At 40.2% G+C, this 24,493-nt stretch carries 22 protein-coding genes; 8 read left to right on the top strand and 14 right to left on the bottom strand.

The window, feature by feature from the left end; genetic code table 11:
• Window positions 1-102: 102 nt before the first annotated feature.
• The 4 genes from H5203_RS12550 to H5203_RS12535 form a co-directional block, all read right to left on the bottom strand.
• Window positions 103-1,662, bottom strand: coding sequence for an AbgT family transporter (locus tag H5203_RS12550; RefSeq protein ID WP_145240405.1), 1,560 nt, complete (start codon window positions 1,660-1,662; stop codon window positions 103-105).
• A 161-nt stretch (window positions 1,663-1,823) separates the two neighbouring features.
• Window positions 1,824-2,099: a YfcL family protein gene (locus tag H5203_RS12545; protein WP_145240403.1), complete on the bottom strand. Its 276-nt coding sequence runs from the start codon at window positions 2,097-2,099 to the stop codon at window positions 1,824-1,826.
• A 36-nt stretch (window positions 2,100-2,135) separates the two neighbouring features.
• Window positions 2,136-3,251, bottom strand: coding sequence for an ATP-NAD kinase family protein (locus H5203_RS12540; protein WP_182819825.1), 1,116 nt, complete (start codon window positions 3,249-3,251; stop codon window positions 2,136-2,138).
• Window positions 3,241-3,795 (bottom strand): elongation factor P hydroxylase, encoded by a 555-nt coding sequence (locus H5203_RS12535; RefSeq protein ID WP_182819824.1) that lies wholly within the window; start codon window positions 3,793-3,795, stop codon window positions 3,241-3,243. Before H5203_RS12535 ends, H5203_RS12540 begins: the two co-directional genes overlap by 11 nt.
• Before the next feature lie 365 nt (window positions 3,796-4,160).
• On the opposite strand from H5203_RS12535, the gene H5203_RS12530 reads away from it, so the two are divergent.
• The gene (locus H5203_RS12530; RefSeq protein WP_310736561.1) at window positions 4,161-4,760 is read left to right on the top strand and encodes a DUF1045 domain-containing protein; all 600 of its coding nucleotides are present in this window, start codon (window positions 4,161-4,163) and stop codon (window positions 4,758-4,760) included.
• A 13-nt stretch (window positions 4,761-4,773) separates the two neighbouring features.
• Here H5203_RS12530 and H5203_RS12525 read toward each other — a convergent pair whose 3' ends face one another.
• A complete protein-coding gene (locus tag H5203_RS12525) occupies window positions 4,774-5,127 on the bottom strand; it encodes a DUF4112 domain-containing protein (protein WP_182819823.1) in 354 nt (117 codons plus the stop codon).
• Window positions 5,128-5,161: 34 nt separating this feature from the next.
• The gene (locus H5203_RS12520) at window positions 5,162-5,812 is read right to left on the bottom strand and encodes a glutathione S-transferase family protein (RefSeq protein ID WP_145240393.1); all 651 of its coding nucleotides are present in this window, start codon (window positions 5,810-5,812) and stop codon (window positions 5,162-5,164) included.
• A gap of 109 nt (window positions 5,813-5,921) precedes the next feature.
• Between H5203_RS12520 and H5203_RS12515 the strand changes: the two genes are divergently transcribed.
• Window positions 5,922-6,767: a LysR family transcriptional regulator gene (locus H5203_RS12515; protein WP_145240391.1), complete on the top strand. Its 846-nt coding sequence runs from the start codon at window positions 5,922-5,924 to the stop codon at window positions 6,765-6,767.
• A 17-nt stretch (window positions 6,768-6,784) separates the two neighbouring features.
• Here H5203_RS12515 and H5203_RS12510 read toward each other — a convergent pair whose 3' ends face one another.
• Window positions 6,785-8,785: a winged helix-turn-helix domain-containing protein gene (locus H5203_RS12510; RefSeq protein ID WP_145240389.1), complete on the bottom strand. Its 2,001-nt coding sequence runs from the start codon at window positions 8,783-8,785 to the stop codon at window positions 6,785-6,787.
• Between the two features lie 128 nt (window positions 8,786-8,913).
• On the opposite strand from H5203_RS12510, the gene H5203_RS12505 reads away from it, so the two are divergent.
• Complete coding sequence (locus tag H5203_RS12505; RefSeq protein ID WP_182758343.1) at window positions 8,914-10,923, top strand: fused MFS/spermidine synthase; 2,010 nt, start codon at window positions 8,914-8,916, stop codon at window positions 10,921-10,923.
• A gap of 81 nt (window positions 10,924-11,004) precedes the next feature.
• Here H5203_RS12505 and aroC read toward each other — a convergent pair whose 3' ends face one another.
• Window positions 11,005-12,102, bottom strand: a complete 1,098-nt coding sequence (gene aroC, locus H5203_RS12500; protein ID WP_145240385.1) for a chorismate synthase — start codon at window positions 12,100-12,102, stop codon at window positions 11,005-11,007.
• A 67-nt stretch (window positions 12,103-12,169) separates the two neighbouring features.
• Window positions 12,170-13,105, bottom strand: coding sequence for a 50S ribosomal protein L3 N(5)-glutamine methyltransferase (gene prmB, locus H5203_RS12495; protein WP_145240383.1), 936 nt, complete (start codon window positions 13,103-13,105; stop codon window positions 12,170-12,172).
• Window positions 13,106-13,252: 147 nt separating this feature from the next.
• Between prmB and smrB the strand changes: the two genes are divergently transcribed.
• Together smrB and H5203_RS12485 are read left to right on the top strand one after the other, a co-directional pair.
• Window positions 13,253-13,810, top strand: coding sequence for an endonuclease SmrB (gene smrB, locus H5203_RS12490; protein ID WP_145240381.1), 558 nt, complete (start codon window positions 13,253-13,255; stop codon window positions 13,808-13,810).
• A 36-nt stretch (window positions 13,811-13,846) separates the two neighbouring features.
• On the top strand, window positions 13,847-14,770 hold the full coding sequence (locus tag H5203_RS12485; protein WP_182819822.1) for an AEC family transporter: 924 nt from the start codon (window positions 13,847-13,849) through the stop codon (window positions 14,768-14,770).
• Between the two features lie 3 nt (window positions 14,771-14,773).
• Here H5203_RS12485 and H5203_RS12480 read toward each other — a convergent pair whose 3' ends face one another.
• The 4 genes from H5203_RS12480 to sixA form a co-directional block, all read right to left on the bottom strand.
• Window positions 14,774-15,511, bottom strand: a complete 738-nt coding sequence (locus H5203_RS12480; protein WP_182761601.1) for an SDR family oxidoreductase — start codon at window positions 15,509-15,511, stop codon at window positions 14,774-14,776.
• A gap of 507 nt (window positions 15,512-16,018) precedes the next feature.
• The gene (locus H5203_RS12475; RefSeq protein WP_145240375.1) at window positions 16,019-16,597 is read right to left on the bottom strand and encodes a hypothetical protein; all 579 of its coding nucleotides are present in this window, start codon (window positions 16,595-16,597) and stop codon (window positions 16,019-16,021) included.
• A gap of 267 nt (window positions 16,598-16,864) precedes the next feature.
• A complete protein-coding gene (locus H5203_RS12470; RefSeq protein ID WP_149983028.1) occupies window positions 16,865-17,215 on the bottom strand; it encodes a RidA family protein in 351 nt (116 codons plus the stop codon).
• Window positions 17,216-17,289: 74 nt separating this feature from the next.
• A complete protein-coding gene (gene sixA / locus H5203_RS12465; protein ID WP_182819821.1) occupies window positions 17,290-17,766 on the bottom strand; it encodes a phosphohistidine phosphatase SixA in 477 nt (158 codons plus the stop codon).
• A gap of 180 nt (window positions 17,767-17,946) precedes the next feature.
• Between sixA and H5203_RS12460 the strand changes: the two genes are divergently transcribed.
• Entirely contained in the window at window positions 17,947-20,667 is a 2,721-nt protein-coding gene (locus tag H5203_RS12460; RefSeq protein ID WP_182731359.1) for an insulinase family protein, read from the top strand.
• Between the two features lie 157 nt (window positions 20,668-20,824).
• A complete protein-coding gene (locus H5203_RS12455; protein WP_257326390.1) occupies window positions 20,825-22,957 on the top strand; it encodes a bifunctional diguanylate cyclase/phosphodiesterase in 2,133 nt (710 codons plus the stop codon).
• A gap of 353 nt (window positions 22,958-23,310) precedes the next feature.
• Here H5203_RS12455 and yeiP read toward each other — a convergent pair whose 3' ends face one another.
• Window positions 23,311-23,883, bottom strand: coding sequence for an elongation factor P-like protein YeiP (gene yeiP / locus H5203_RS12450; protein ID WP_145240366.1), 573 nt, complete (start codon window positions 23,881-23,883; stop codon window positions 23,311-23,313).
• Window positions 23,884-24,085: 202 nt separating this feature from the next.
• Here yeiP and H5203_RS12445 point away from each other — a divergent pair, with 202 nt between their 5' ends.
• Window positions 24,086-24,472 (top strand): MmcQ/YjbR family DNA-binding protein, encoded by a 387-nt coding sequence (locus H5203_RS12445; RefSeq protein ID WP_145240364.1) that lies wholly within the window; start codon window positions 24,086-24,088, stop codon window positions 24,470-24,472.
• Window positions 24,473-24,493: the final 21 nt, after the last annotated feature.

The following is a 24,493-nucleotide window of genomic DNA, read 5'->3' as shown; positions in this document are numbered from 1 at the left end:
GTATACGATCGAATTGACAACTGGCTGGATAAAACTAACCACAAAAAAACCTCGCCATTATAATGACGAGGTTTTTACACATAAATATTTAGCCGTGTTTTATTAAGGCGCGCCTGCTGGGTACACGTAACTTGCGTCTAATCCAAGCGGGATACCCAGTGCCCAGTAACCGAGTAAAAATAAGCTCCAGCCAATCATAAAAGCGATTGAATATGGCAGCATCATCGCGATAAGCGTGCCAATGCCCGTGCCTTTGACGTATTTTTGGCAGTACACCACAACTAATGGGAAATACGGCATTAAAGGAGTGATGATGTTTGAACTAGAATCGCCCACGCGATAAGCCGCTTGAGTTAAATCTGGCGAGATACCTAACTGCATTAACATAGGCACAAACACCGGGCCCAGTAGCGCCCACTTTGCTGAACTTGAGCCAACAAACAAGTTTACAAAACCAGTTAAAAAGATGATACCGACAACAGTCACCGCACTTGGTAACTGCATGGCTTTTAACAGCTGCGCGCCTTCAATTGCCAGCAGAGCTCCCAAGTTTGATTTACTAAATGCAGCAATAAACAAGGCACAAAAGAACGCCATTACAATATAATACGCCATGCCGCCCATTGCTTTACTCATGGCATCTATCATATCTTTAGAGCTTTTAAAGGTGCCAACGGTAAAACCATACACTGCACCAGGTATCCAAAACAGTAGGAAAATTAGCGGTACGATAGATTGCATTAAAGGCGAGCGAAAATTAGTTAAAGAGCCATCTTCGCTTCGCATTGCAGAGTCCGCAGGGGCTGACACATAGGCTAATAAAGCAAGACCTGCAATCATCACTGTACTTGCAATAAAAAACGCGCGTTTTTCGTCGCTACGGGCATCTTCAAATGCAGGTAAGTCTTCTTTATTACCATCTAATTCGGTATTTTTTAAACGTGGTTCAATAATTTTATCGGTGATGTACCAGCCTAATAAAATAATGAATAAACTTGAAGCCGAGGTAAACGCCCAGTTATTTAATGGGTTAATCGACATCGCGGGGTTAATAATTTGCGCCGCACTTTGGGTAAAGCTTTGCAGTAGTGGATCAATCCCCGACGGAATAAAGTTTGCACCAAAGCCACCACTGACTCCCGCAAATGCCGCCGCAATACCCGCCAATGGATGGCGCCCTGCTGCATAAAATATAACACCAGCTAACGGAATGACTAACACATAACCTGCATCGGTTGCTGTATGGCTGACGATGGCGACTAAAATAATTGACGGTGTTAAAAGTTTTTTAGGTGTCACCTTTAACATTAACTTAAGGCCAGTATTAATAAAGCCAGAATGTTCAGCAACCCCTACACCCAGCATGGCCACTAACACCACACCTAACGGTGCAAAACCGGTAAAAGTTTTTACCATTGATGATAAAAAGGTCGCTAACGAATCACTCGCCAGCATATTATTAATAATAATAGCTTCACCGGTACGAGGGTCGATAGCGTCAAAAGTAACACCTGAGAACCACCACGACAGTAGCCAAATTAGTAACATGGCAAACAAAAAGATGATTGCCGGATCAGGCAGTTTATTTCCTACCCGCTCAACAAAATTTAAAAATCGCGCAACTATGCCCGAGGGCATTGCCGCATCATTATTATTATTCATTTCACTTGTTCCCTAGAATTTAGTCAGTGGTACTTTAGCGTATCTAGGGAATGAGGTAAATTTTAAGTGAACAGAAAATACATTTTTAGGAACTAAATAGTCTCAATGCACAAAAAAACGGCATTGTTGCCGTTTTTTTAAATAACTTTTTATTTAGTCTTTTAAGCGAGTGCTTTTACTTCTTCCCATAATCTTACTACTAGGGCTTTATCTTCTTCGTTAAGCTCACCATTGCGATACGCTTTCACTAAACTTTTTTCAACGGTTTCATTGAGCTCATCTATTTCAAGATTAAGCTCTTCAACTTGCGCATAGCCTACTGCTAAATCAAAATGGCCTCGTAAATAACCACCGGCAAATAACTCATCATCAGTGGCTTTGATCACTAAGTCATCAAAATACTGTTGGGCTGCGTCAATATAATTTACTAAACTCACTTCTACTTCTCCTGATTTTGCAGGGTCTTCTACCAATCAATCTTGATGGCCTACTGCATACATAATATGGTCGTTAAATCCGCAGGTTACACGAATATAACCGCTTAATTCATCATCCAGCTCACTATCGCCTGTATCGCAAATGAGCGGGCGGCCGTTTAAAGCCTGTAATTTAGTTTTGGTAGCCACCACAATAATATTATCCAGCCCTATCGCGCGAATAAGTGCTGGGCTTAACTGTTGATTGCCACGGCCAAAAATATGGCCTTGGCCACCAATTAGCGTGATCACTAATTTAGTGTCGCGCTGATGGGTCATCGCTAATAATTGTTCAGCTGTAAGATCTTGCGCAATTAAGCTTTGATCTGCAACTAAATCAACACCTAATAAGGTATTTTCAAGTCCCATTTCTTGCATAATAGCTGCAACTGTTGAGCCACTGCCCATTACATATAACGTATCTTCATCCATTTCACTGACGACATAGGCGGCGATATCAGCAAGTACCAGCTCGTCGGTTTCTTTACCGCCATTTTTTACGGCTTGTACATAACGTACTTCACTGGGTACTTGCATTTCACCATAACGTTTTGCTTTAACTGTGCCTTGACGAAACGCATCTTCGTCAATATCCATCACATCGGCATCGCCTAAGGTAACTAGTTCACCTTTGACCAGCATTTCGACTACCCGCCCTGCGGCCTTTGGCGTGATTGCATAAACCCCTGAATGAATTTTACAGCCGGCAGGAATGCCAAGTGCCGGTACGCAATCTTCAACCGCATGACAAATATTGCGCGCAGTGCCATCGCCACCAGCAAATAAAATTAAATCAACACCTAGCTGTTGCAATACCTTGGCTGCACGCTCAGTATCATCTGCACTACTGGGGTGCTCGCTTTGATACACAACTTCGGTATTAAAACCAAGATCTGTAGCGGTGCTTTCACCCATTGAGTGATTAACAGTATAAATTGTTATTTTATCTTGATAAGGCAATAACACCTCAAGCGCTGCTTTAGTGCGTAAATTAGCTTTTGGCTCAGCGCCAAGCGCCAGAGCTTTAGCCGCAACACCATCACTACCTTTGAGCGCCACACTGCCACCTAAACCAGCAACTGGGTTTACAATTAGTCCTAACTTAAACTGCATTACTTAACTCCTGAGGATGTTGCCATACAAACTGCCCGGCATTCAATGGCCATGGCGTATTGTAAAATTCGCTTAATGCTTTTAAAAGTGCAGTAGTCCGAGGATTAAAGCCTATTTTTAGTAACTGTAAAAGTTGCTTGTGTACTCGCGCCTGAAAATCAAAGCGACAGGTTTGCTCACCATTTAAATTATCAACCGAGACATTAAAATCAAACCCCGCAGCCACACTCAGCGCCCACTCGATTGCTTGCGGTTTTACTTCAACGGCTTCAAATTCTGCTTGCTGAGCTTTATCACGGCCATCTGGGCAATACCAATAACCGTAATCTTCGAGTAAACGACGTTTATCACCCGCCACCAGCCAATGAGCAATTTCGTGCAGTGCACTGGCATAAAAACCATGGGCAAACACAATTTGATGATACGGCGTTTTAACATAAGCGGGAATATAAATAGGCTCATGCTCACCTTTGACCAAGCGTGTATTATGGCTGTGGTAAAAAGTGCGTTCAAAAATAGATGTTAAATCGGCTATTTGATGCATAAAAGTCTGATTAATTCGCCTCGGTAAAATGCAACAAATGCACATTAAAATCGAGGCGAATTGTACGGGCTTTTAGCAAGAATGTAAAAGTTGATAACGACTAAGCAGCCATGCGTTATTGTCTTGCCTTTACTTTGCAAATTTAGCTAAGCCAAAAATATGTATTCGCTGCAATCTAGCTCCTTTTATTTACTGTTCAAGTAATAACCCTTATCCTCTTTACACTTACTATCCGAATTTAAGAATAAAATTATAAACCCATGTTCAAATTACTTTTTATAAAACGACCGAAGCTTTTAGTTGTTACTTTAATTACGCTGATAAGTATCCCCCTGCCCTCATTTGCAAAAAGTGTCAGCATCAATGTGTTTGCAATCCCTTCCAAGTCAATCATTAACTTAGTTGAGCAAACTAGTGATGCATTAAAAAAAGAAGGGATCATGAGTTTTTATGAAAAAGGTAAGCCAGTGCACGCTACTTTGTATTTAACTGACTTTGTTGAAGGCTCAGAAGAAGACATTAAACGTGCTGTAAAAAGTATCACCGAGCAACATCAAGAGTTTGCTATAACAGCGCAAGGTTTTAGTGTTACGCAAAGTAATTGGGCATTTATTAACTTACAGTATTCGCCTAAGCTACAAAGGCTAGCAGATGAAGTAACAATGGCGATTGAGCCATTACGCGACACAAATGCCACAATCCCTAGCTGGGTTAAAAACTACCCCAACAAATTAACGGCATTTGAGCGCTATGGTAGCCCCAATGTATTTCAGAACTTTCAGCCGCATTTAACATTATTAGCTAACGAGAAAAGCCCTAAGCTCGTTATTTTAAATAAACAAATGCAAGCCCACCCGCCTGAAGCGCAGGGTAAAATAATCGGCATTGGGATTGGCATTTCAGACCCGTTTGGCCAACAGAAACAAGTGATTGCAGAATACTTTTTTAATAACGATAAAAACTAACTTATTTTTATCGTTATTGTTTTACTAAGTAGCGTTTCAGTAGACGGGTATTGCGGGTATTTGCTTTAAAGTAAGCGTCAAAAATATCACCGACAAGCGGAATTAGGCCACCAAAAAAATCAATCAACATATTTATTATGATACGTAATTTTATACGCTTACTAACTCCTAGACGCTGGGCTTCAAATAGAATATAGCTAGATAAAATTAGCCCAGCTAGATCTCCAATACCAGGCAGAATACCAATCAGTGCCTCTACGCCAAACTTAAACCGAGTAAAAGGAATGCCAATACTGCTGTCGGTAAAGCGACTAAACCTTTCTAGCCGCTTTAATGTATCTTGGTGTGATAGCTTAATCTGTTCCATACATCCTCATAACCTTATCGCTTGGCAAGTTACTTTAAGTAACATCAACCCCTGCTTCATCGCAAGCAACAATATCAGTTTCTTTTAGCGCTTCGGTGATCCACTGTTGTAATGTAGGGCAACTTAAAACATGCTGACAATAATGCTCCGCCAAAGCTGAAAGTGAAATTTGGTAGGTTTTTAACCTAAGTACTACAGGCGCATACATAGCATCTGCGATACTAAACTCACCAAACAACCACGCATTTGGGTAACTACGTTGTTGCTGGCTGAATATTTCATCAATGCGGCTAATGTCTTTTTTAGCCGCCGCAGATAACTCAATTAGGCGAGTTGCACGAATATTCATTGGCATTTCATTACGCAGCGCCATAAAGCCGGTATGCATTTCAGCGCTTAAACTGCGGGCTGTCGCTCGCTGCGCAGTATCAATAGGCCAAGCTGTATTAGATAAATAAGCATCATTGATGTATTCACAAATTGCCAATGAATCCCATACCTGCAAGTCGCCATCGACTAAGGCGGGTACTTTCTGTACTGCAAAACTGTTTTTAAGCGTTTCATAAAACTCAGGGGTGTCTAATACGAGTTGTTTCTCAGTAAAAATAACATTGAATTTACTCATTAAATACCATGCTCTAAGCGACCATGTCGAATAGTTTTTATTACCGATAAATAATTGCATTTGCGTTCCTTAGTAGTGTTTAATATCCCTAATATAGAGCAGTAGTAAATTAATTACTTACCAATAGTTTTTATACAATACATAAGTAAAATTGATAGATGAGTTAAATATGGATTTAGACGCCCTACGTACTTTTTGCGCTTTTGTTGAAACGGGCAGCTTTACTCGCGCTGCTCAACAAGTATGCCGCACCCAATCGGCAGTGAGCATGCAAATGAAAAAGCTCGAACAAGAGCTGGGTAATCCATTATTTATCAAACAAGGCAGGCAGCTTGTACTATCGTCAAGTGGCGTTCACTTAGCCAGCTACGCAAAACAATTATTAGCACTGCATGATGAAGCCTATAAACAACTTAAAACCGGTGGTGGGCAAACTCGCGTGCGCTTAGCATGTCCTGACGATTATGCAGGCACAGTATTACCTAAAGTTGTGGCTTTATTACATAAACATATACCGCAACTTGATTTACAAATCAGTTGCGCGCCGACCAACCAGCTTAAAACACAGCTAGATCAAGGCTTGCTAGACATGGTGATTGCGACGCGCTCGCCCAGCTCTGAAGAAGGTTATTTTTTAGAATCAAGCAAAGGTGTGTGGGTTAAAAGTGCCGAATTTAACTATCAATCCGCTATGACCCTGCCAGTTGCAATATTTCAACGAGATTGTAAATTTCATCAAGCGGCTATTGAAGGGTTACTAAAGGCTGAACGCCCATTTAACATTGTTGCTTGCTGCGGCTCGCTCAGTGCGCTCACAGCATTAGTAAAAGCCAATCTAGCCGTTGGTGTGATGGCTGAGGTAAGTAACACTCAGGAGCTGGTGACGGTTACTGACTCAACTCTGCCGCCCTTGCCCGTTATTGATATCGTACTATTACACGCAAACCACGCTCATAACCCGATAAAACGAGAGTTAGTAAAGCTAATAGCAGCAGATTATGCACTTACCTTGTGAATCTTGGGTTTTAAAGACTATCGCAGCCTTACTAAGGTGCGTTTTCGCTTTGGCTCAGTAAGATATAAAAGTTGCGTATTATCGTGTGAAGCATTAATTAACATATTACCTTTCTCGTTCGCGATATGGCGTATTTCTGAGTGAGCGCTTTGTAAATCAAGCATATTAAGCTCATAACCATCTTCTTGCTCTAAGGTAATACTCAACGTTTGCTCATCGACCGCCAGACCAATAATATCACTATCATCTGCGTGCCATACTTGAGCAAAATTGCCATCTTGATCGAGTCGAAATACCTGTTTGTTATTTGAAAAATAAATCTGATCGTGTTTGTCTAAAGCCATTGCATAACAAGCCAGCCGCTCTCCTTGGCCAGTGAATGGCGATAAACTTAATGTTTGCATGTCTAATTTTGCTGGGTGAAATGTAACGCCATCGTCAGCGCGATATGAAACCAAGATCGCATCTTCATTATAAAACTTCTCTCTGAGATAAAACGAATGATGATGGTGGGCTATTTCTTGATAATCGCCACTTTTTAAATCAATTCGAAACAGTTTATCTTTGCTTGCGGTGATCACTTCTTCGCCATTTTTTGACCAAACAACCCCAAACAGTTCTTCATTATTAGGGTTTGCAAAAATCAGCGTTTGTTTACCTTGCTCATATAAAAATAGCTGTTTTAAACCAAAACGATGGGATTCAAAGACAAACTTAGTTGAATCAGGTGAGAATACCGGCAAAAAATCAACCGACGAGGTATCGACGAGCTTTTCATACTGCTGAGGTGTTGCACTAGTTGCACGCAAAATATCAACATCAATATTTACAAGCTCCATCAATATCTCCTCACCAGATGGCGTGAATGCAGCATCTCGAATAACTTGATAATTATTAAATTCGATATCAGTTGAGTTGCCCTGACGATCAATAAGTAATAGATTATTTGTGTTGCTTATCAGCAAGTATTCACCACTTGGGTGCCAACTAAGCCCCTGAATACCATCTTCAATAACGGCAATTGTTTTACTACTATTATCCGTTAAATTCAGTATTTCAATACGGTAGTTATTTTGTCCTGCTTCATAACCAAGCGCTAGTTGCGTTTGATCTGGCGACAACGCATGTAACTTTAACCAGTCTTGACCCATTGAGGCTTTGATTACCTGTTTTTGTTTAGTTTCTATATTGACGGTCGAAAGCTGCGTATCATTTTTATGTTTTCGTCGCTCAATAAAATAAACCTGATTGTTATTAGTCCATTGTAATTGCTGGCTGGTAACTAAATATTCTTTAAATTCCAGTACGTTGGCGTAATTTAAACTCGTTAGAGTTACCATGTCTAAATTAAAATACGCTAATTGGCTAACATCATTTTGTTTTTCTATAAAAGCCAATGCGCGATTATCCGGACTCCAGCCTAGACTATAGTAGGTCGATGGGTGCTGGGATAATTGTACCTCTTTACCTGTCATTAATTCTTTTAGCCAGATATGCTGATTATCATTGTCACCGCGAACAAATGCTAAATAATTGCCGTTATTAGATTGCGATTGAGAGGATTCATTGGCTTCATTTGATGTTACAGGCACCAACGCAGAGAAATCAGTTTTAACAACCTGCGTTGCAAATGCGAACCAACCACCAACCAAACATACAATTGTCACGGCGATAAAAGCCAACAACGGCCACTTTACACAGTGAGAACGTGTTTGTTCGTTAAGCTCAAGGCAATAACCCCGTTTCGGGTGGGTAATGATGAATTGTGGATTTTTAGAATCTTCATTTAATGCTTTCCTCAGCAGTGCAATATTGCGTTGCACATTACTTGGGCTAAACACTGAATTAGGCCACACAGCTGCAAAAATTTCTTCCTGGCTAACCACATTGCCCCTATGAGAGTACAAAAATTGGAGCACATCCATAACCTTAGGTTCGACAATTTGTACGCCTTCAGCTGAGGAAATTTTACCACGGCTAACATCGACGTCAAAATTCCCGATTCGAAACCTACCCACTTACAACTCCAATAAATTCATACAAATCATAGATTAAGATTTTCTTAAGATAAACTCAAGGGTTATTACATTGCCGCATTAATTAGTTCAGTTAATGGTTAGGCACCATTTACTAAGTAATAAAAAAGATGCAACGGATATTATCGACATTCATTATTTTTGTGAGCGCGTTTCTACTCTTTCAAATTCAACCTATCTTATCTAAAGAGCTACTACCCGAGTTTGGCGGTGGCGCTTCGGTTTGGTCAACCAGCCTATTTTTTTATCAAAGCATGCTGTTACTCGGCTATTTATATGCTCATTTGTTAAGCCGTTATCAGCTCAAACGACAATTATTTATACACACATTGTTAGTGGCTTTATCGAGCATCATTACTTTTAACACAATTGAAGTCAGTCTATTTTTATCACTAACACCAGCGTGGTCAGTGATTGCTAAATTGTTTTTACAGGTTGGCTTAGTCTTTATGTTACTAAGTGCCACCAGCGTACTATTGCAGCGCTGGTATATTGAATCGACCGCTATGACTGTACCTTATCAATGGTATTCGCTTTCGAATCTGGGTTCACTACTTGCTTTGCTGAGTTACCCATTTATTTTTGAAGTTTTATTTTCAATCGATGAGCAAAAGAGCTATTGGACAGTGGGGTTATTTGCATACTGCATACTGTTATTGTGCCTAATTTATGTATTATTTAGTAATGGCAGTATCGCTGATAAAGCTATTACTAAGTCAAAAACGACTTTGCTCGTCAAACCTAATTGGCTGTGGATTGCGTTCTCAGCAACCAGTTCAATGATGTTGATCGCGACAACTCAGATGATCAGCATCAACATCCCGCCTATGCCTCTGATATGGGCTTTACCATTGGTAATATATTTGCTGACCTTCAGTTATGCGTTTGCATCCGCAAAAAGCTATAATCGCGCCCATTGGACGTACTTATTAATATTTAGCGCATTCGCAGGGCTGATGATGTTTTTCCTTGGCAGCCAATTTAATGCTTTAGCTCAACTGGTGATCTACAGCTTTATTTTATTCATTGTTTGTATGATCTGTCATGGTGAACTTCGAAAACTCGCGCCAGATGGCTCACTGCTTACTGTATTTTATTTATATATCGCTTTAGGAGGAGTGATCGGCAGTTTACTCAGTGCCTTAGTCGCACCGCTACTGTTTGAACAAATAACAGAATTCATTGTGGCGTTAGCTGTAGCGCTTTCATTATTTATATACACGCTACTCACCCAGACGACGAAAACGTCCTCTTGCTATAAAATAGCTTTACTGGCTACGCTGGTTATTTGGGGCACAGGATATAGCTATCTTTTTGTTAATTTTAATCAATACAACTTAGCGTCTGAGAGAAATTTTTACGGTTATGTCACTGTCAAAGACATTACAACGTCTGATCTTGCTGAACGACGCCTAATCGATGGCACAACGATTCATGGCTCACAGCCACTTAATAAACAAACTGAACTCACAAACAGCTATTACCATCACCATACTGGTATCGCTAAATCATTGTCAGCATTAAAAAAGCAACAAGATTTAAATATAGGTATTATTGGTTTAGGTGCTGGAGTTTTAGCAAAGTTTGGCGATAAGTTCGATAAAATCCGCTTTTATGAACTTAACCCTGCGGTTTATAACATGGCCATGAATTATTTTTCATATTTAACAGATAGCCCTGCACGCATTGATGTGGCTATTGGCGATGGCAGAATCACCTTAACTGAAGAGCAAAAAAATAATGCACCGTTAATGAATGCGTTAATTATTGATGCTTTTTCAAGTGATGTTATTCCTACCCATTTACTGACTGAGGAAGCTTTTCAGTTATATTGGCAGCGACTAACAAAAGGCGGCTTATTAATTATCCATATATCCAATAATCATATTGATTTGATGCCAGTGCTCCAAGCTCACAGTAAGCGCTTCGATAAATCTCTGATCAAATTTAACTATAGCGGTACGCAGTTAGGCTCACAATGGGTCGTAATGACGAATAACCAAGCATTTTTAAATTCGATAGCCATGACAGACTTATCACCGATAACACCTTATTCAACAGTACATTTGGCGCAATGGACAGATCAAAAACACAGCCTGATCCCGCTCCTGAAACTTTAATGTCTATCTTAAAATAACCACAACAAAAAAGCGCGATTAACATCGCGCTTTTAAATAATTCTAAATGCTTTTAACTAAACCCTAAACAGAGCCATTTATTGGCCCATGCTCATGATGAACATGCGGGTTTTGACCACGTTGACGTAGTAAATGATCCATTAAAGTAATGGCCATCATCGCCTCGGCAATCGGGATTGCACGAATGCCAACACATGGGTCGTGACGGCCTTTGGTGATCATCTCAACCGATTCATTACTCGTGTTAATACTATTACCGGGGATCGTAATACTTGATGTCGGTTTGAGTGCAATTGACGCGATTATATCTTGCCCTGTAGAGATACCTGCAAGCACCCCACCGGCATGATTTGAGGTAAAGCCATCAGGGGTTAACTCATCACGATGCTCAGAGCCTTTTTGCTCAACCACATCAAAGCCGTCGCCAATTTCAACGCCTTTTACTGCGTTAATACTCATCAGTGAGTGGGCAAGTTCTGCATCAAGGCGGTCAAATACCGGCTCACCTAAACCAACAGGTACATTCTTAGCCACTACTTTTACCTTCGCGCCGACTGAGTCACCTTGTTTTTTAAGGTCGCGCATATAGTCGTCAAGCGCGTCTAACTTGCTTGCATCTGGGAAAAAGAAAAGATTATTTTCAACTTCATCCCAATCGTAATTTTCAGCTTTAATTGGCCCAAGTTGACTCAAACACGCACGTACTTCAATACCATGAAATTGCTTTAGATACTTTTTAGCAATAGCGCCTGCGGCAACACGAATAGCGGTTTCGCGAGCAGATGAACGGCCACCACCGCGATAATCGCGTAGGCCGTATTTATGCCAGTACGTGTAGTCACCATGACCTGGGCGAAATACGTCTTTAATTTTGCCATAATCTTGTGAGCGTTGGTCGGTATTTTCAATTAATAAACCAATACTGGTTCCGGTGGTTTTACCTTCAAAAACACCCGCTAAAATTTTAATTTGATCGCTCTCACGGCGCTGCGTAGTGTAACGGCTTTGCCCTGGCTTACGACGATCTAAATCGATTTGTAAATCTGCCTCAGTGATTTCAAGGCCTGCTGGCGTGCCATCCACAACACCGCCTAAGGCGACGCCGTGGCTTTCGCCAAAGGTGGACACTTTAAATAACTGCCCTATGCTATTACCTGCCATTAACTTTCCTCATTCCTAATGACTACTAAGTACCGAGCCTGAGGCTCGGCTTTGATTTTTGTGGTGATCAGTCTGCGAAATATGCAACGAGTTGTTTTTTGCTGATCACAAATACGCCAAATCCACCTTGCTCAAACTCAACCCATTCAAAAGGCGCATTTGGATAAAGGGCATCCATGTGTACCATAGAATTACCAACTTCGACAAATAACAAACCGTTATCAGTTAGATGATCGGCCGCTTCACTCAAAATAGTACGGGTTACATCAAGACCATCATGGCCTGATGCTAAACCAAGCTCTGGCTCATGGTGGAACTCACGCGGTAAATCAGCCATATCTTCGGCGTCTACATACGGAGGGTTTGCCACGATCAGGTCATATTTCTGCCCTGGTACACCGCTGAATACGTCGGATTGAATAGGTAATACACGGTCACTTAACTGATAATCAGTGATATTGATATCAGCAACTTCGAGTGCTTCATAAGAAATATCAACGGCATCAACCTGCGCTTCTGCAAAAGTTTGTGCTAATGCAATCGCGATACAACCAGAACCGGTACATAAATCTAAAATACGATTTACCGATTCAGGCTCAGCTAGCCAAGGTGAAAAGCGATTATGTATTAACTCTGCAAAAGGTGAACGTGGGATCAATACGCGCTCATCGACATAAAATGGCATATTAGCAAACCATGCAATATTAGTCAGATAAGGTACTGGCGTGAAATCATTTATACGTTCTGCAATTAATCCCGCAAGGCGGTTTTTTTCGGTGCTAGTTAACCGGGCATGCATTAATTCTTTTGGTGCATCAATGGGTAAGCTTAACGCGGGCAGTAACAAGTTGACTGCTTCATCCCATGCGTTATCAGTTCCATGACCAAAGAAAATACCACTGCTGGCAAATTGACTCGTGGTCCACCGTAGCCAATCGTGTAACGTTGACAGTTCTGCTACAGCTTCATCTAAGGTTGCTTCTTCTATTAATAATTCGCTCATATTCGTTATCTACCTGCTGCTTTAGAAAATATCAATTCAATCGAGGCGCAATTAAGGCCCCATGATTGCCCTATTGTAACGCTTTTTTACACAGTTTTTACTCTGTTTTCACTCGATTTCTAGCGTTTTTTTGTTTAGACTGCCGCTATGAAAAAAGATCCTCTCTCAAACGCAGATATTAGCCCTGACGACATCGATATGTTTCGTCAAAGTATTAATGGTGCCCGTGTATTTAAACAAGACACGCATCGCTTTGCTAACAAACCTAAAATCTCACAAGCTAAGCTGTTTGCCCAGCAAAAAAAGCAACATCAGGCAGAATTTTTCTTTTCTGATGAATATGTGCCAGATATTGATACCAACGGAACGGTTAATTATGTGCAAGACGGTCAAGATCGTTTTTTAGCAAAGCAGTTACGCCGAGGTGACTTTGTACCTGATTTAACCCTTGATTTACATGGTTTAAATAAGGAGTTGGCAAAAGATGAACTCGCAGGACTGATCCATGAGTGCAAAAAGAAGCATTACTACTGTGCGTGTGTAGTACATGGTATTGGTGGACATATACTCAGACACAAAGTGCCGCAATATTTAGTACAGCATCCAGATGTCATAGCAATACACCAAGCGCCACTTGAATACGGTGGTAAAGGTGCGGTACTTATTTTAATAAACTTACCACAAAGTGATGAATTTAGACGCTAAGCGTTAACGTTATCCCTATTTCAAGGCAACAGTGCAGTGCATATTTTCTCTATCATCTTTCCGCTGATTTTCATTGTTGCGCTTGGTTTTAGTTGTTGTAAATTAAAGTTTTTTGAACAGCAACACATTGCAGGGCTAAGTAAGTTTACTTTTTACATTAGCCTGCCGGCATTTTTATTTTTAAATATGTCGCAAATCGATTTACAGCAAAGTATTAGTTTATCGGCCTTTCTGAGTTTTTATATTCCTGTACTGAGCGTATTTGCCTTAGGTATTTTGGTTGACCGCTGTTATTTAGCTAAGCAAAAAAATTATCAACAACACAGTGTATTTGGCTTAGCGTCGAGTTACTCAAACATGGTGTTGGTGGGCATTCCTATCATCATTGCATCCCTTGGCAAAGAAATGATCGCCATCGCTTTTATGATCATTACCTTTCATAGCACATTGCTGTTTGCACTCACCTATTTAATCGGCGCAAAGGGCAGCGAACATGCATTTTCATGGTCAAGTTTTGCTAAGAGCATGGTACTGAATCCGATTGTATTGAGCATCGGCTGCGGACTAATATTAAATGTCAGCGGCATTGTTTTGTTTGATAACCTAGCAAAGGGTTTAGAGCTTTTAGCGACCCCCGCCATTGCCTGCGCGTTATTTGTATTAGGCGCCAACTTAGCGTTTTACAAAATTGCAGCTAACTGGCAACCCGCATTAATCGCCTCGTTAATGAAGATTTTTTTACTTCCTGCTGGGGTATTTTTAATCGGTGCATACGCATTTGAATTAGATAGAGAGATTTTGAACGTGTTAGTGCTATTAAGCGCCTCTCCTGTTGGTGTAAATGCTTACCTTATTGCCAGTCAAATAGGTCAACATCAGGTGACATTAGCCGGTGCAGTTGTACTGTCAACGGTTTTAAGTGTGATTAGCTTTAGTTTTTGGTTATCGGTATTGCTTTAACCTTTACAAACCGCCAGCTACATCAACAAAGCTACCTGTGGTAAACGATGCCTGCTCAGAGGCTAAAAAGTAAATTGCAGCGGCAACTTCCTCAGGTTGTCCACCTCGACCCAATGGCAGCTTGTCTTTAAGACGCTCCACCCGATTTACTTCACCACCATCGCGGTGCATATCGGTGTAAATTAATCCTGGGCGCACTGAGTTAACACGAATACCTAACTTGGCTACTTCTTTGGCTAAACCAATGGTTAACGTGTCCATTGCTCCTTTAGATGCGGCATAATCAATATATTCATTTGGTGAACCGGTTTTAGCCGCTGCCGATGATACATTAACTATACTGCCGCCACTGGGCATTCGCTTAATCGCTTCACGGGCACATAAAAAAGCGCTTGTTACATTGGTGGTTAGCACTTCATTTATACGCGAGGCTCCCATCTCAAGTAATGGCATTTGCGGTTTCAAAATACCTGCATTATTTATAAGCACATCTAATTTGCCAAATAACTCATCTACTTTTGTAAACAGGGTCAGCACTTGCGTTTCATCAGACACATCGGCTTGCACTATTTCGGCTTTTACAGCAAAGCCGCGTGCTTGATCTGCTATTTTTTCTGCGCTGTGTTGATCCGTTTTATAATTAATACAAACATCATAACCGTGACGAGCAAAATAAATTGCGGTTGCAGCACCAATTCCTCGGCTTGCTCCGGTTATAAGTACTACTGGGTTAGATTTCATTGTCTGTCCTTGTTTTTGCTTATTTAAAAAAACTGACCACTAAGTGATGAATTTAGACGCTAAGGGTTAACGTCATCTTTATTTCAAAACAATCGTTTAAATTTTTCATCGGCGCACCAGGATTTTATAAAATTGTAGCAAACTCGCAACCGGCATTAATAGCCTCGCTGTTAAAGATATTTTATGTTGCGATCCCCGCTTCAGGGAATATATTGAGCAAATTCTTTATAGCCATCACACCAATACTATTTAATTAGTGTTCAAATGTACCTGATTATAAACAAAGGCTTAGCTTCCTCCAAGAACGAGATAGAATCGTTTCAAGTTATTTATGAAAGAAACTCTTCTAGCTTAAATAGATCATGTATTAAATCAAAATGGTATTAAGTTGAGGTAAACATCGGGCGTACATTACTGACAACAAGCGTGAGGTATTCAAAGGAGTAATTTAGACACTGCCAGTGTAATTCAACTCAACAAAAAGGTTCGAATGGACTGTGGAAATACTCACCTGACAGCAAAGTAAAATGTATCTTTATTTACTTCTTTAAAATCGTCAAACCGACTAGCTTTGTATTCATCACCTAATCTACTTTTATCTCCAAAAATTAAACCTTGATAACCGTTCATCACTGAACTTCCCCATTGCAAAGTGAAAATTTCATTAGTTCTATTATGATAAATATCCGTAATGCCGATTGCTTTCATTGCCGATAATAATTCGAGTACATCTTCTCTTTTCACTATAGTAGAAGGGATGAAATTGTTCGTAATGGTGTCCCAATTTTCGTATGCATTTTTTTCAGATTGTATATAGTAACTTTCATAAAACCCGCCTTCAGGAGCTATACCATACGTTTTCTTCTTATCATTTATTATAATATTATTAACGATGAAAATTTCTTCTTTAAGATAACTTAAGGTTACCAAGTTTAAATTTTCTAACTGTTGAGCTAAAGCTTTGGACTTATTCAGCGTAGAAGCTGATGTAATAAACTCTTCATTATAATTATCACTACATGCGACTAAAGAAAACGTTAAAACAATAAGTAATAAGCACTTTCTATTTAAAAGAAACAACCCCATGAATTAATCCCCAAAGCAAGCGTAAATTTTAAGTTAAATTACTCATCCCCATTATGCAATCGAAAAGTATCAGCAATGTCTTTACAATACATGCACTGACGGACCTTGCCAATTGGTGAAGATAGCTAAATCACCATTTTTTAGTATTGCTTCATTATGATGCTCAAAGCAAAATAAAAAAGAGGTAGTAGCTTTACCTCTTTTAATACAAAGGCTGCAAATTCATCGCATTAATTTGGATATATTAAGTCCTTAAATGCTTGTGGGTTACTTGATTGCAGCAACAACTGAAATCTCAACTAGCAAAGCATCGCGGGCCATTTTAGCTTCTACGCAGGCACGAGCGGGCGCATGACCTGCTGGTACCCACGCATCCCAAACCGCATTCATATCGGCAAAGTAATCCATGCTTTTTACATAAATAGTGGCGCTGAGCATATGCTCTTTTGAACTTCCCGCCTCATTTAAAAGTAACTCAACTTTATCAAGCATGGTTTGCGTTTGTTCGGTGATGCCCTGCTCTGCGTCAGCACATACTTGGCCACATAAGTACACCGTACCATTGTGCTTAACGATACGACTCATGCGAGTTGCGGTTTGAATACGTTCAATTGTCATAAAATTGTCTTTGCTAAATTAGTGTGTCGCTAATTTAGCAAATTTAAAAAGGAACGCAAGGTTTGGGTATGAGGCTAAACTGCTACGTTATTAGGTGCATGAATACTGAGGTATTGGCTTTTATGGCGACTTTCATCGTAACTCAATACGGCAACCGCTCCAGTGTTAAATATCGGCATATTCCCAGCACTCAATTGGTCAACTAAATAACTAACTATTGGCATGTGAGCTACGACCAACCAGGTATCGCATTGTGGATGCATCGCGATGAGAGTTTCTAGATAATCGGCGGCAATTTGTGGATTGCCCTCAGGGATTATATCGCTGCAAGTTTCTTCGAATAAAAAAGCATTATGCTTTTTTACTCCTTCAGCTGTTTGCTGAGCACGAATGTAAGGGCTTACTAACAATGCCGTTGGGGTATGCGTTACTTGCAACCATAAACCCATTTTTTCGGCCTGTTGTTGGCCAACCGAGGTCAAATTTCTACTTGCATCGTCAGCTTGCATCGGTGTTGCTTCGCCGTGGCGCATTATTAAGATTGTTTTCATAAAAAATCAACCGATTAAAGAATATAAAACAGTAGCCAGTTTGCCTGTTTGTCCGCTATATTAAAACAACGTCACACATTTCGCTTATGATATTCAGGTAAAAATCGCCAAGCAATTTAATCGCAGCCCTGAAGTTATCATTGTTGTTAACGAGTAAACTTAACGTTTCAGGAGCATCATTTGAATATCAGCCGCAATGATAACAGAACATACCGTGCCCTCACACTGGACAATGGTCTAAAAGTCCTGTTAGTGCAAGATAAAGATTCAACTAAAGCCGCTGCATCGATGGCCGTGAATGCTGGTCACTTTGACGATCCTGTTGATAGACAAGGGCTCGCGCACTTTTTAGAGCATATGCTTTTTTTAGGCACAGACCAATTTCCGGAATCCGGCGGGTTTGGTAATTTTGTTTCCCAATCCGGTGGCAACACCAACGCATGGACCGGCACCGAGCACACTTGTTATTTCTTCGATATTAACAATCAAGAGTTTGCACAAGCACTGAGCCAATTTAGCCGGTTTTTTATTGCACCTTCTCTCAACCCTGGCGAAACTGAAAAAGAACGTAATGCCATTGATGCTGAATTTAAATTAAAAATAAAAGACGATGGCCGACGCATCTATCAAGCACACAAAGAAACCGTTAATCCTGCTCATCCATTTGCTAAATTTTCAGTGGGTAATCAGCAAACCTTAGCGGATCGTAATGGCTGTGTAAGCAAAGAATTGCGAGATTTTTTTAACACCCATTATCAAGCCCAGTGGATGAGCCTAGTGATCTGCGCTGATGCAGAAATTGACACTATGGTGCAATGGGTAACTACATTATTTAATGATATTAAAGGTCAGCAGCAACCAAAACCCGTCATTGAGGCATCACTTTATCGCGCGCAAGATCTTTGCAAAGTACTGCATATAGAACCGCATAAGCATATGCAAAAACTCATAGTAAGTTTTGCGATGCCTAATATTGATGATTTTTATCGCCATAAAACCGTTAGTTTTATTGCGCATTTATTAGGGTATGAAGGGCAAGGATCGCTTTACTCTATTTTAAAAGCGCAAGGTTGGATCAATGCCCTCTCTGCTGGAGGTGGCATTAACGGTAGCAACTTTAAAGATTTTAATATCAGCATGGCACTGACCGATGAAGGAATTGAATACTATGAAGACATCGTTGAAATGGTGTTTGAATATATTTGTTTAATTAATCAAAACATCGATAAATTACCGCGCTTATATCAAGATAAAAAGAATCTATTACAAATCGCCTTTGATAACCAAGAAAAAGCCCGCTTAATCGATTGGGTCAGTAATTTAAGCATCAACATGCAACACTACGATGAAGCCAATTATGTGCAAGGTGACTATCTCATGGATGGTTTTAATCAAACGGCTCATGAAACTGCAATGCAATGGTTAACGCCGCATAATATGCGCTTGGTGTTGATCCATCCTGATGTTGAACCTGAGCATACCACTCAGTGGTATCACACGCCCTATCGGATCGAAAGTATTTCTAGCTGTTGGCTGGAAGCGCTGTGCGAAATTAATACTCCACTACCAGAAATGCTATTACCTACAGCAAACCCTTATTTAACCAAAGAAGTGTCATTGTATGACGTTGAGCAGCCACAAAATCACCCACAACTATTAGTAAAAGAACCTGGCTTTGATTTTTGGTTTAAACAAGACAACACTTTTCGAGTTGCCAAGGGGCACTTTTATTTGGCGATGGATTCTGACTTTGCTGTTAAAGATATCAAACACATGGCACTTACTCGTCTATTTGCAGACTTATTTATGGATAGTGTTGCAGAACAATTTTACCCGGCAGAGTTAGCTGGTTTAAGTTATCACTTAACCTCACATCAAGGTGGTTTAACCCTGCACACTGCGGGACTCTCATCGAGCCAATTAGAATTAGTTGATGAATTACTCCAAGCGTTATTTAACGTCGATATTTGCGCTAAACGTTTTGCCGAGTATAAAAAACAGTTAGTCCGTCATTGGCGTAACAGCAATCAAAATAAACCCGTTGGTGAATTATTTAGCGTGCTGGGTGCAAAAATAATGCCGTGGAATCCAGAACCAGAGCAGCTTGCTGTGGCACTTAAAGATACCAGCTTTCATCAGTTTAATTGTTTTCGCCGCGAGTTTTTTAATGCCTTGCATGTAGAGTCATTTTTGCACGGTAATTGGCGAGAAAGTGATGCAATTGAGTTTCAAAAAAAGATTGCTCACCACTTAGCTAAATCAGCAACGATTGAAGATCTAACCCGTCCGTTATTTGAAATAGACAAAATAACCCGCTCGCAACTGACCCTAAATTGTAGCGATCATGCGATGGTTATTTATTACCAAGCACAAACCGATGACGTTGTTGAAAAAGTAAAAATGATGGCGCTAAACCATCTTATTAATCAAGATTACTTTAATGAACTTCGTACCAAACAACAGTTAGGCTACCTAGTGGGCGCAGGTTATGCGCCCTTTAATACTCGTGCGGGCATCGCCTTCTACGTGCAGTCACCTAACTACAGTGCAACCGCGATTTTTGAGCGTCATAATGCGTTTCTTGAGCAATTCCTTGCTTCATTAGAGCAATTAAATGAAGAGCAATGGCAGCAACAAAAACATGGCTTAACCACCCACATCGCCGAAAAAGATAAAAACCTCCGGCTGCGTTCACAACGCTTGTGGCTTGCCATTGGTAATCAAGATCATCACTTTCATATGCAACAAAAATTGTTAGAAGCATTGGAAAACCTTAGTCTTGCGCAGATAGTTACTTATATTCGCGAGACATTTGCAGAACATAGACCAAGATATGAGCTACTAAGCGTACCTAAAACAAACAAAACGACAAAAAAGCTGATTTCTTCTCATTCTCTTTGACACAACACCGTGCTTCAATTAGATTATCTAGTGCAAAATACAGAAGTGCCCTATGATAATAATAAAAATAATATTCAACACATTCATATTCGCCTCATTATTACTCTGCTTTAGCCCATTGGGCTATAGCGAGCAATTAGTCGATCAGCAAACTTTAATGCTTTATTTACCGAGTGCATTTGTTACGTTAGTGCTGCCTTACTTATTATTCACAATCTACAAATTACGCCGCTCACGACGCCAATTATGTATTTCTGAACGGCGTTTAAAAAGCACGGTTGAAGGCAGTGGTGACACACTTTGGGATTGGAATATCAAAACTGGTGAAGTACTGCGCATTAACGATAAATACATGATGGATAGAAATACCATCATTGATGTTCCACCTAATAAAGCCCTTATTCACCCTAATGATATAGCGCAAGTTGAATTACTGTTAAAGCAACACTTTGCGGAGCAAACCGCTTTCTTTGAAGCCAGCTATCGCATTAAAGACAGCTTTGATCGCTGGCATTGGGTACTCGACAGAGGCAAGATCATTGAAAAAGATACCAATTTAAACCCGCTAAGAATGACTGGCACGGTACGCGATATCACGCAATTAAAATCAACCGAGGCACGCCTTAACTTATTCGCTAAATGTGTTGAATCACTCACTGATGCATTAGCCATTTACGATAAAAACTTTAACCTGGTTGATCTTAATCCCAGCTTTTTATCGCAGTTTGGTGGGAACCGAGATAACTATTTAAACAAGCCATTTACCTTACCAGGTTACGAGCAAAGTTATATTGATGATATTAAAAATACTGTTCGTCTTACCGACCATTGGCAACAAGAAGTTAAACTGCGCAACAGTGAGCGAAAACTACTACCGATTGAAATCTCAATCGATGAAATTAAGAATGAACATAATCAAATTTGTAACTATGTCATTGTATATTCAGATTTAACCGAGCGTAAAAAAGCCGAATCACAACTACATAACTTATCAAATCGCGATCGTACAACTGGCTTACCTAACCGAAATCTATTTTTTACCGATCTTAAAAAGCTGGCAAAACAAGACAGCCACCATGCATTACTAGTATTTGATTTAGATAACTTTAAAAAAATTAATGACTCATTAGGGCATCAACTAGGCGACAGTTTACTGGCAAAACTAGCAATGCGGTTGAGTAAACTCACCCGTGAAAAAGATGTGTTTTACCGCTTAGGTGGCGATGAATTTGCCTTAGTTATGTCTGGCACTAACGATATTCATACCATTACCAGAATGGCAAAACAGTTTTTAGCCGCCATTGCCACGCCATTTAAAATGGCAGGTCACGAATTAGTGATCACTTCAAGTGTCGGCATTGTGTTATTCCCAGAAGATGGCAATACCCCAGAACTACTGCTTAAAAATGCCGATACTGCGATGTACCATGCGAAAAAGAAAGGTAATAGCTACTTATTCTTTAACGACACCATGAACCGCCAAGCAGTAAAACGCCTGCAAATTGAAAACTTAATGCGATTTGGTTTAAAAGAAGATCATTTTGAAGTTTACTACCAACCAAAAATGAATATCCGCACCGGTAAATTCACTGGAATGGAAGCCTTAGTGCGTTTTATTACTCCGAAAAAAGGCATTATTAGTCCTGGCGTGTTCATTCCCATCGCAGAAGAAACCGGGCAAATCATCGAAATTGGTGAAGTGGTACTTCATAAAGCATGCCGTGATGTTAAAGCCTGGCTGGATGCTGGCTTATTTAATGGCCGAGTTGCGGTAAACTTGTCTGCTAAACAATTTAGCTTACCGGATCTAACTACTCGTATTGATGTGATTTTACAAAATCACGCCTTGCCATCGTACTTTTTAGAACTTGAAATTACGGAAGGTACGGTAATGGACGACCCACAAGATGCTATTTCGATCATGCGCTCTCTCAGTGCCCGTGGTATTCATTTAGCCATGGATGACTTTGGCACTGGCTACTCATCACTTGCATATTTAAAGCAGTTTCCACTTAATACCCTAAAAGTTGATAAAGCGTTTATTGATGATATGCAAACAGAGCGAGGCCGTAATATGGTTGACTCAATAGTTACCATTGCACATAACTTAGACTTACATGTGGTGGCTGAAGGGGTTGAGCAAGCAGAGCAAATTGCAATCTTAAAAGAGCTTAATTGCGAAACGATGCAAGGCTACTATTATTCAAAACCTTTATCGCGAGCTGAATTTACAGAATTTTTGAAGAAACAACAAAACCAAGCGGCACTTAGTTTAGTACAACAGGCATAAATGACAGCCTATGGTCGCCATGTGCACGCTTGTATACCCACACAGCGCACTAGTGCACGACGATAATGTAAGTTAAACAAGCACCATGCAACGGGGCCTAACAACCCTGCTAGCACCAACCAGCGTTTAACTGGCATACCTTTTTTAATTGCCTGTGAATACATAACGACAATAGATACTACGCTGAGCAGAAAATACAAAAGCAGCCTCGTTCTTTCAGTTTAAAAAATGAGCGCGCAGTGTAACCAAAGCATGCACTGATTTAAAGTACTGCGGGCAAATAATGAGCATAAATTATAATGATATAAAAAAACCGACAAAGATGTCGGTTTTTATCAATACAGGCAGCGTACTTATTTTTCAGCACGGCCCATAAATTTATGCTCTGCGGTATTAATACGGATGCGGTCACCTGTAGAAATATGCTCCGGCACTTGAATGATCAAACCAGTTGATAATCGTGCAGGTTTAGAGCGAGCGCTCGCTGAAGCACCTTTAATTGAAGGGTCTGTTTCTTCAACCACAAGTTCAACACTTGATGGTAAATCTAATCCCACTGGTGCGCCATCAATTACAATGACATGCACGCCTTGGGTTTCTTCGTTGACGAATAAAATTTCTTCGCTGATCGCTTCTTTATTAAGATTATATGGCGTGTAATCTTCGTTATCCATAAATACGTATTCTTCGCCATCTAAATACGAGAACATTGCTTCACGACGAGTTAAATCAGCTAGTTTTAACATGTCGCTATCTTTGAATGTTTCATCTACTTTGCTACCAGTTACTACATCGTATAAGCGCATACGGTACAAACTTCCACCAGCACGGCCTTGTGGTACAGAACGAACAATATCTTTAACCACTAAAACGCGGCCATTAAACTCAATCGCAGTACCTTTTTTAACTTCACTTGCCTTTGGCATCAGTGTATTCCCTATAATTTATAAATCCCCAGAAACATACCACGAACTGGATTTTCTTCAATAAGAAAATATCACATACCGCTATTTTTCTCGTAGGGCCTGTATTTACTCATAAATTTTACCTATTAATCGATTTTTCATGACTAAACTACGAAAAAGCTGCTATGGTTAAACTACCAAAAATGACTTCAAGGACTGGATCATGGATCAGCACACTGCACATGAGTATTTAGCAAAAAAACCTCTGGTTATGGTTACCCAACCTTTCGGCCAAGAAGTTGATGTATATAAAGTAAACCATAAAATGTTTGCCACTTTATCGGTTGGCAACGAAGGGGAAACTGACGAAGACGGCAACCCTATTTGGTGGATGAATTTAAAATGCGACCCGGATGAAGCGCAATCACTTCGTGATATTTTTCCTTCAGTGATCCCGGGCTATCATATGAATAAACGGTTATGGAATACTGTTATTTTAGATGGCTCAATCCCGCAAGGTGAAATTGAACGTATGATTGATAATTCATTTAACTTAGTGGTTGCCAATATGCCGGAAAAAGATCGCAAAGCGATTGAAATTCATATGTAAGTCACAATTTTATGTTGTACT

The sequence above is a fragment of the Pseudoalteromonas sp. SG41-1 genome, assembly GCF_014164575.1.
Taxonomy (GTDB): Bacteria; Pseudomonadota; Gammaproteobacteria; order Enterobacterales; family Alteromonadaceae; genus Pseudoalteromonas; species Pseudoalteromonas rhizosphaerae.
The sequence above is the reverse complement of the archived record's forward strand: the minus strand, read 5'-3'. Positions and strand labels throughout refer to the sequence as shown.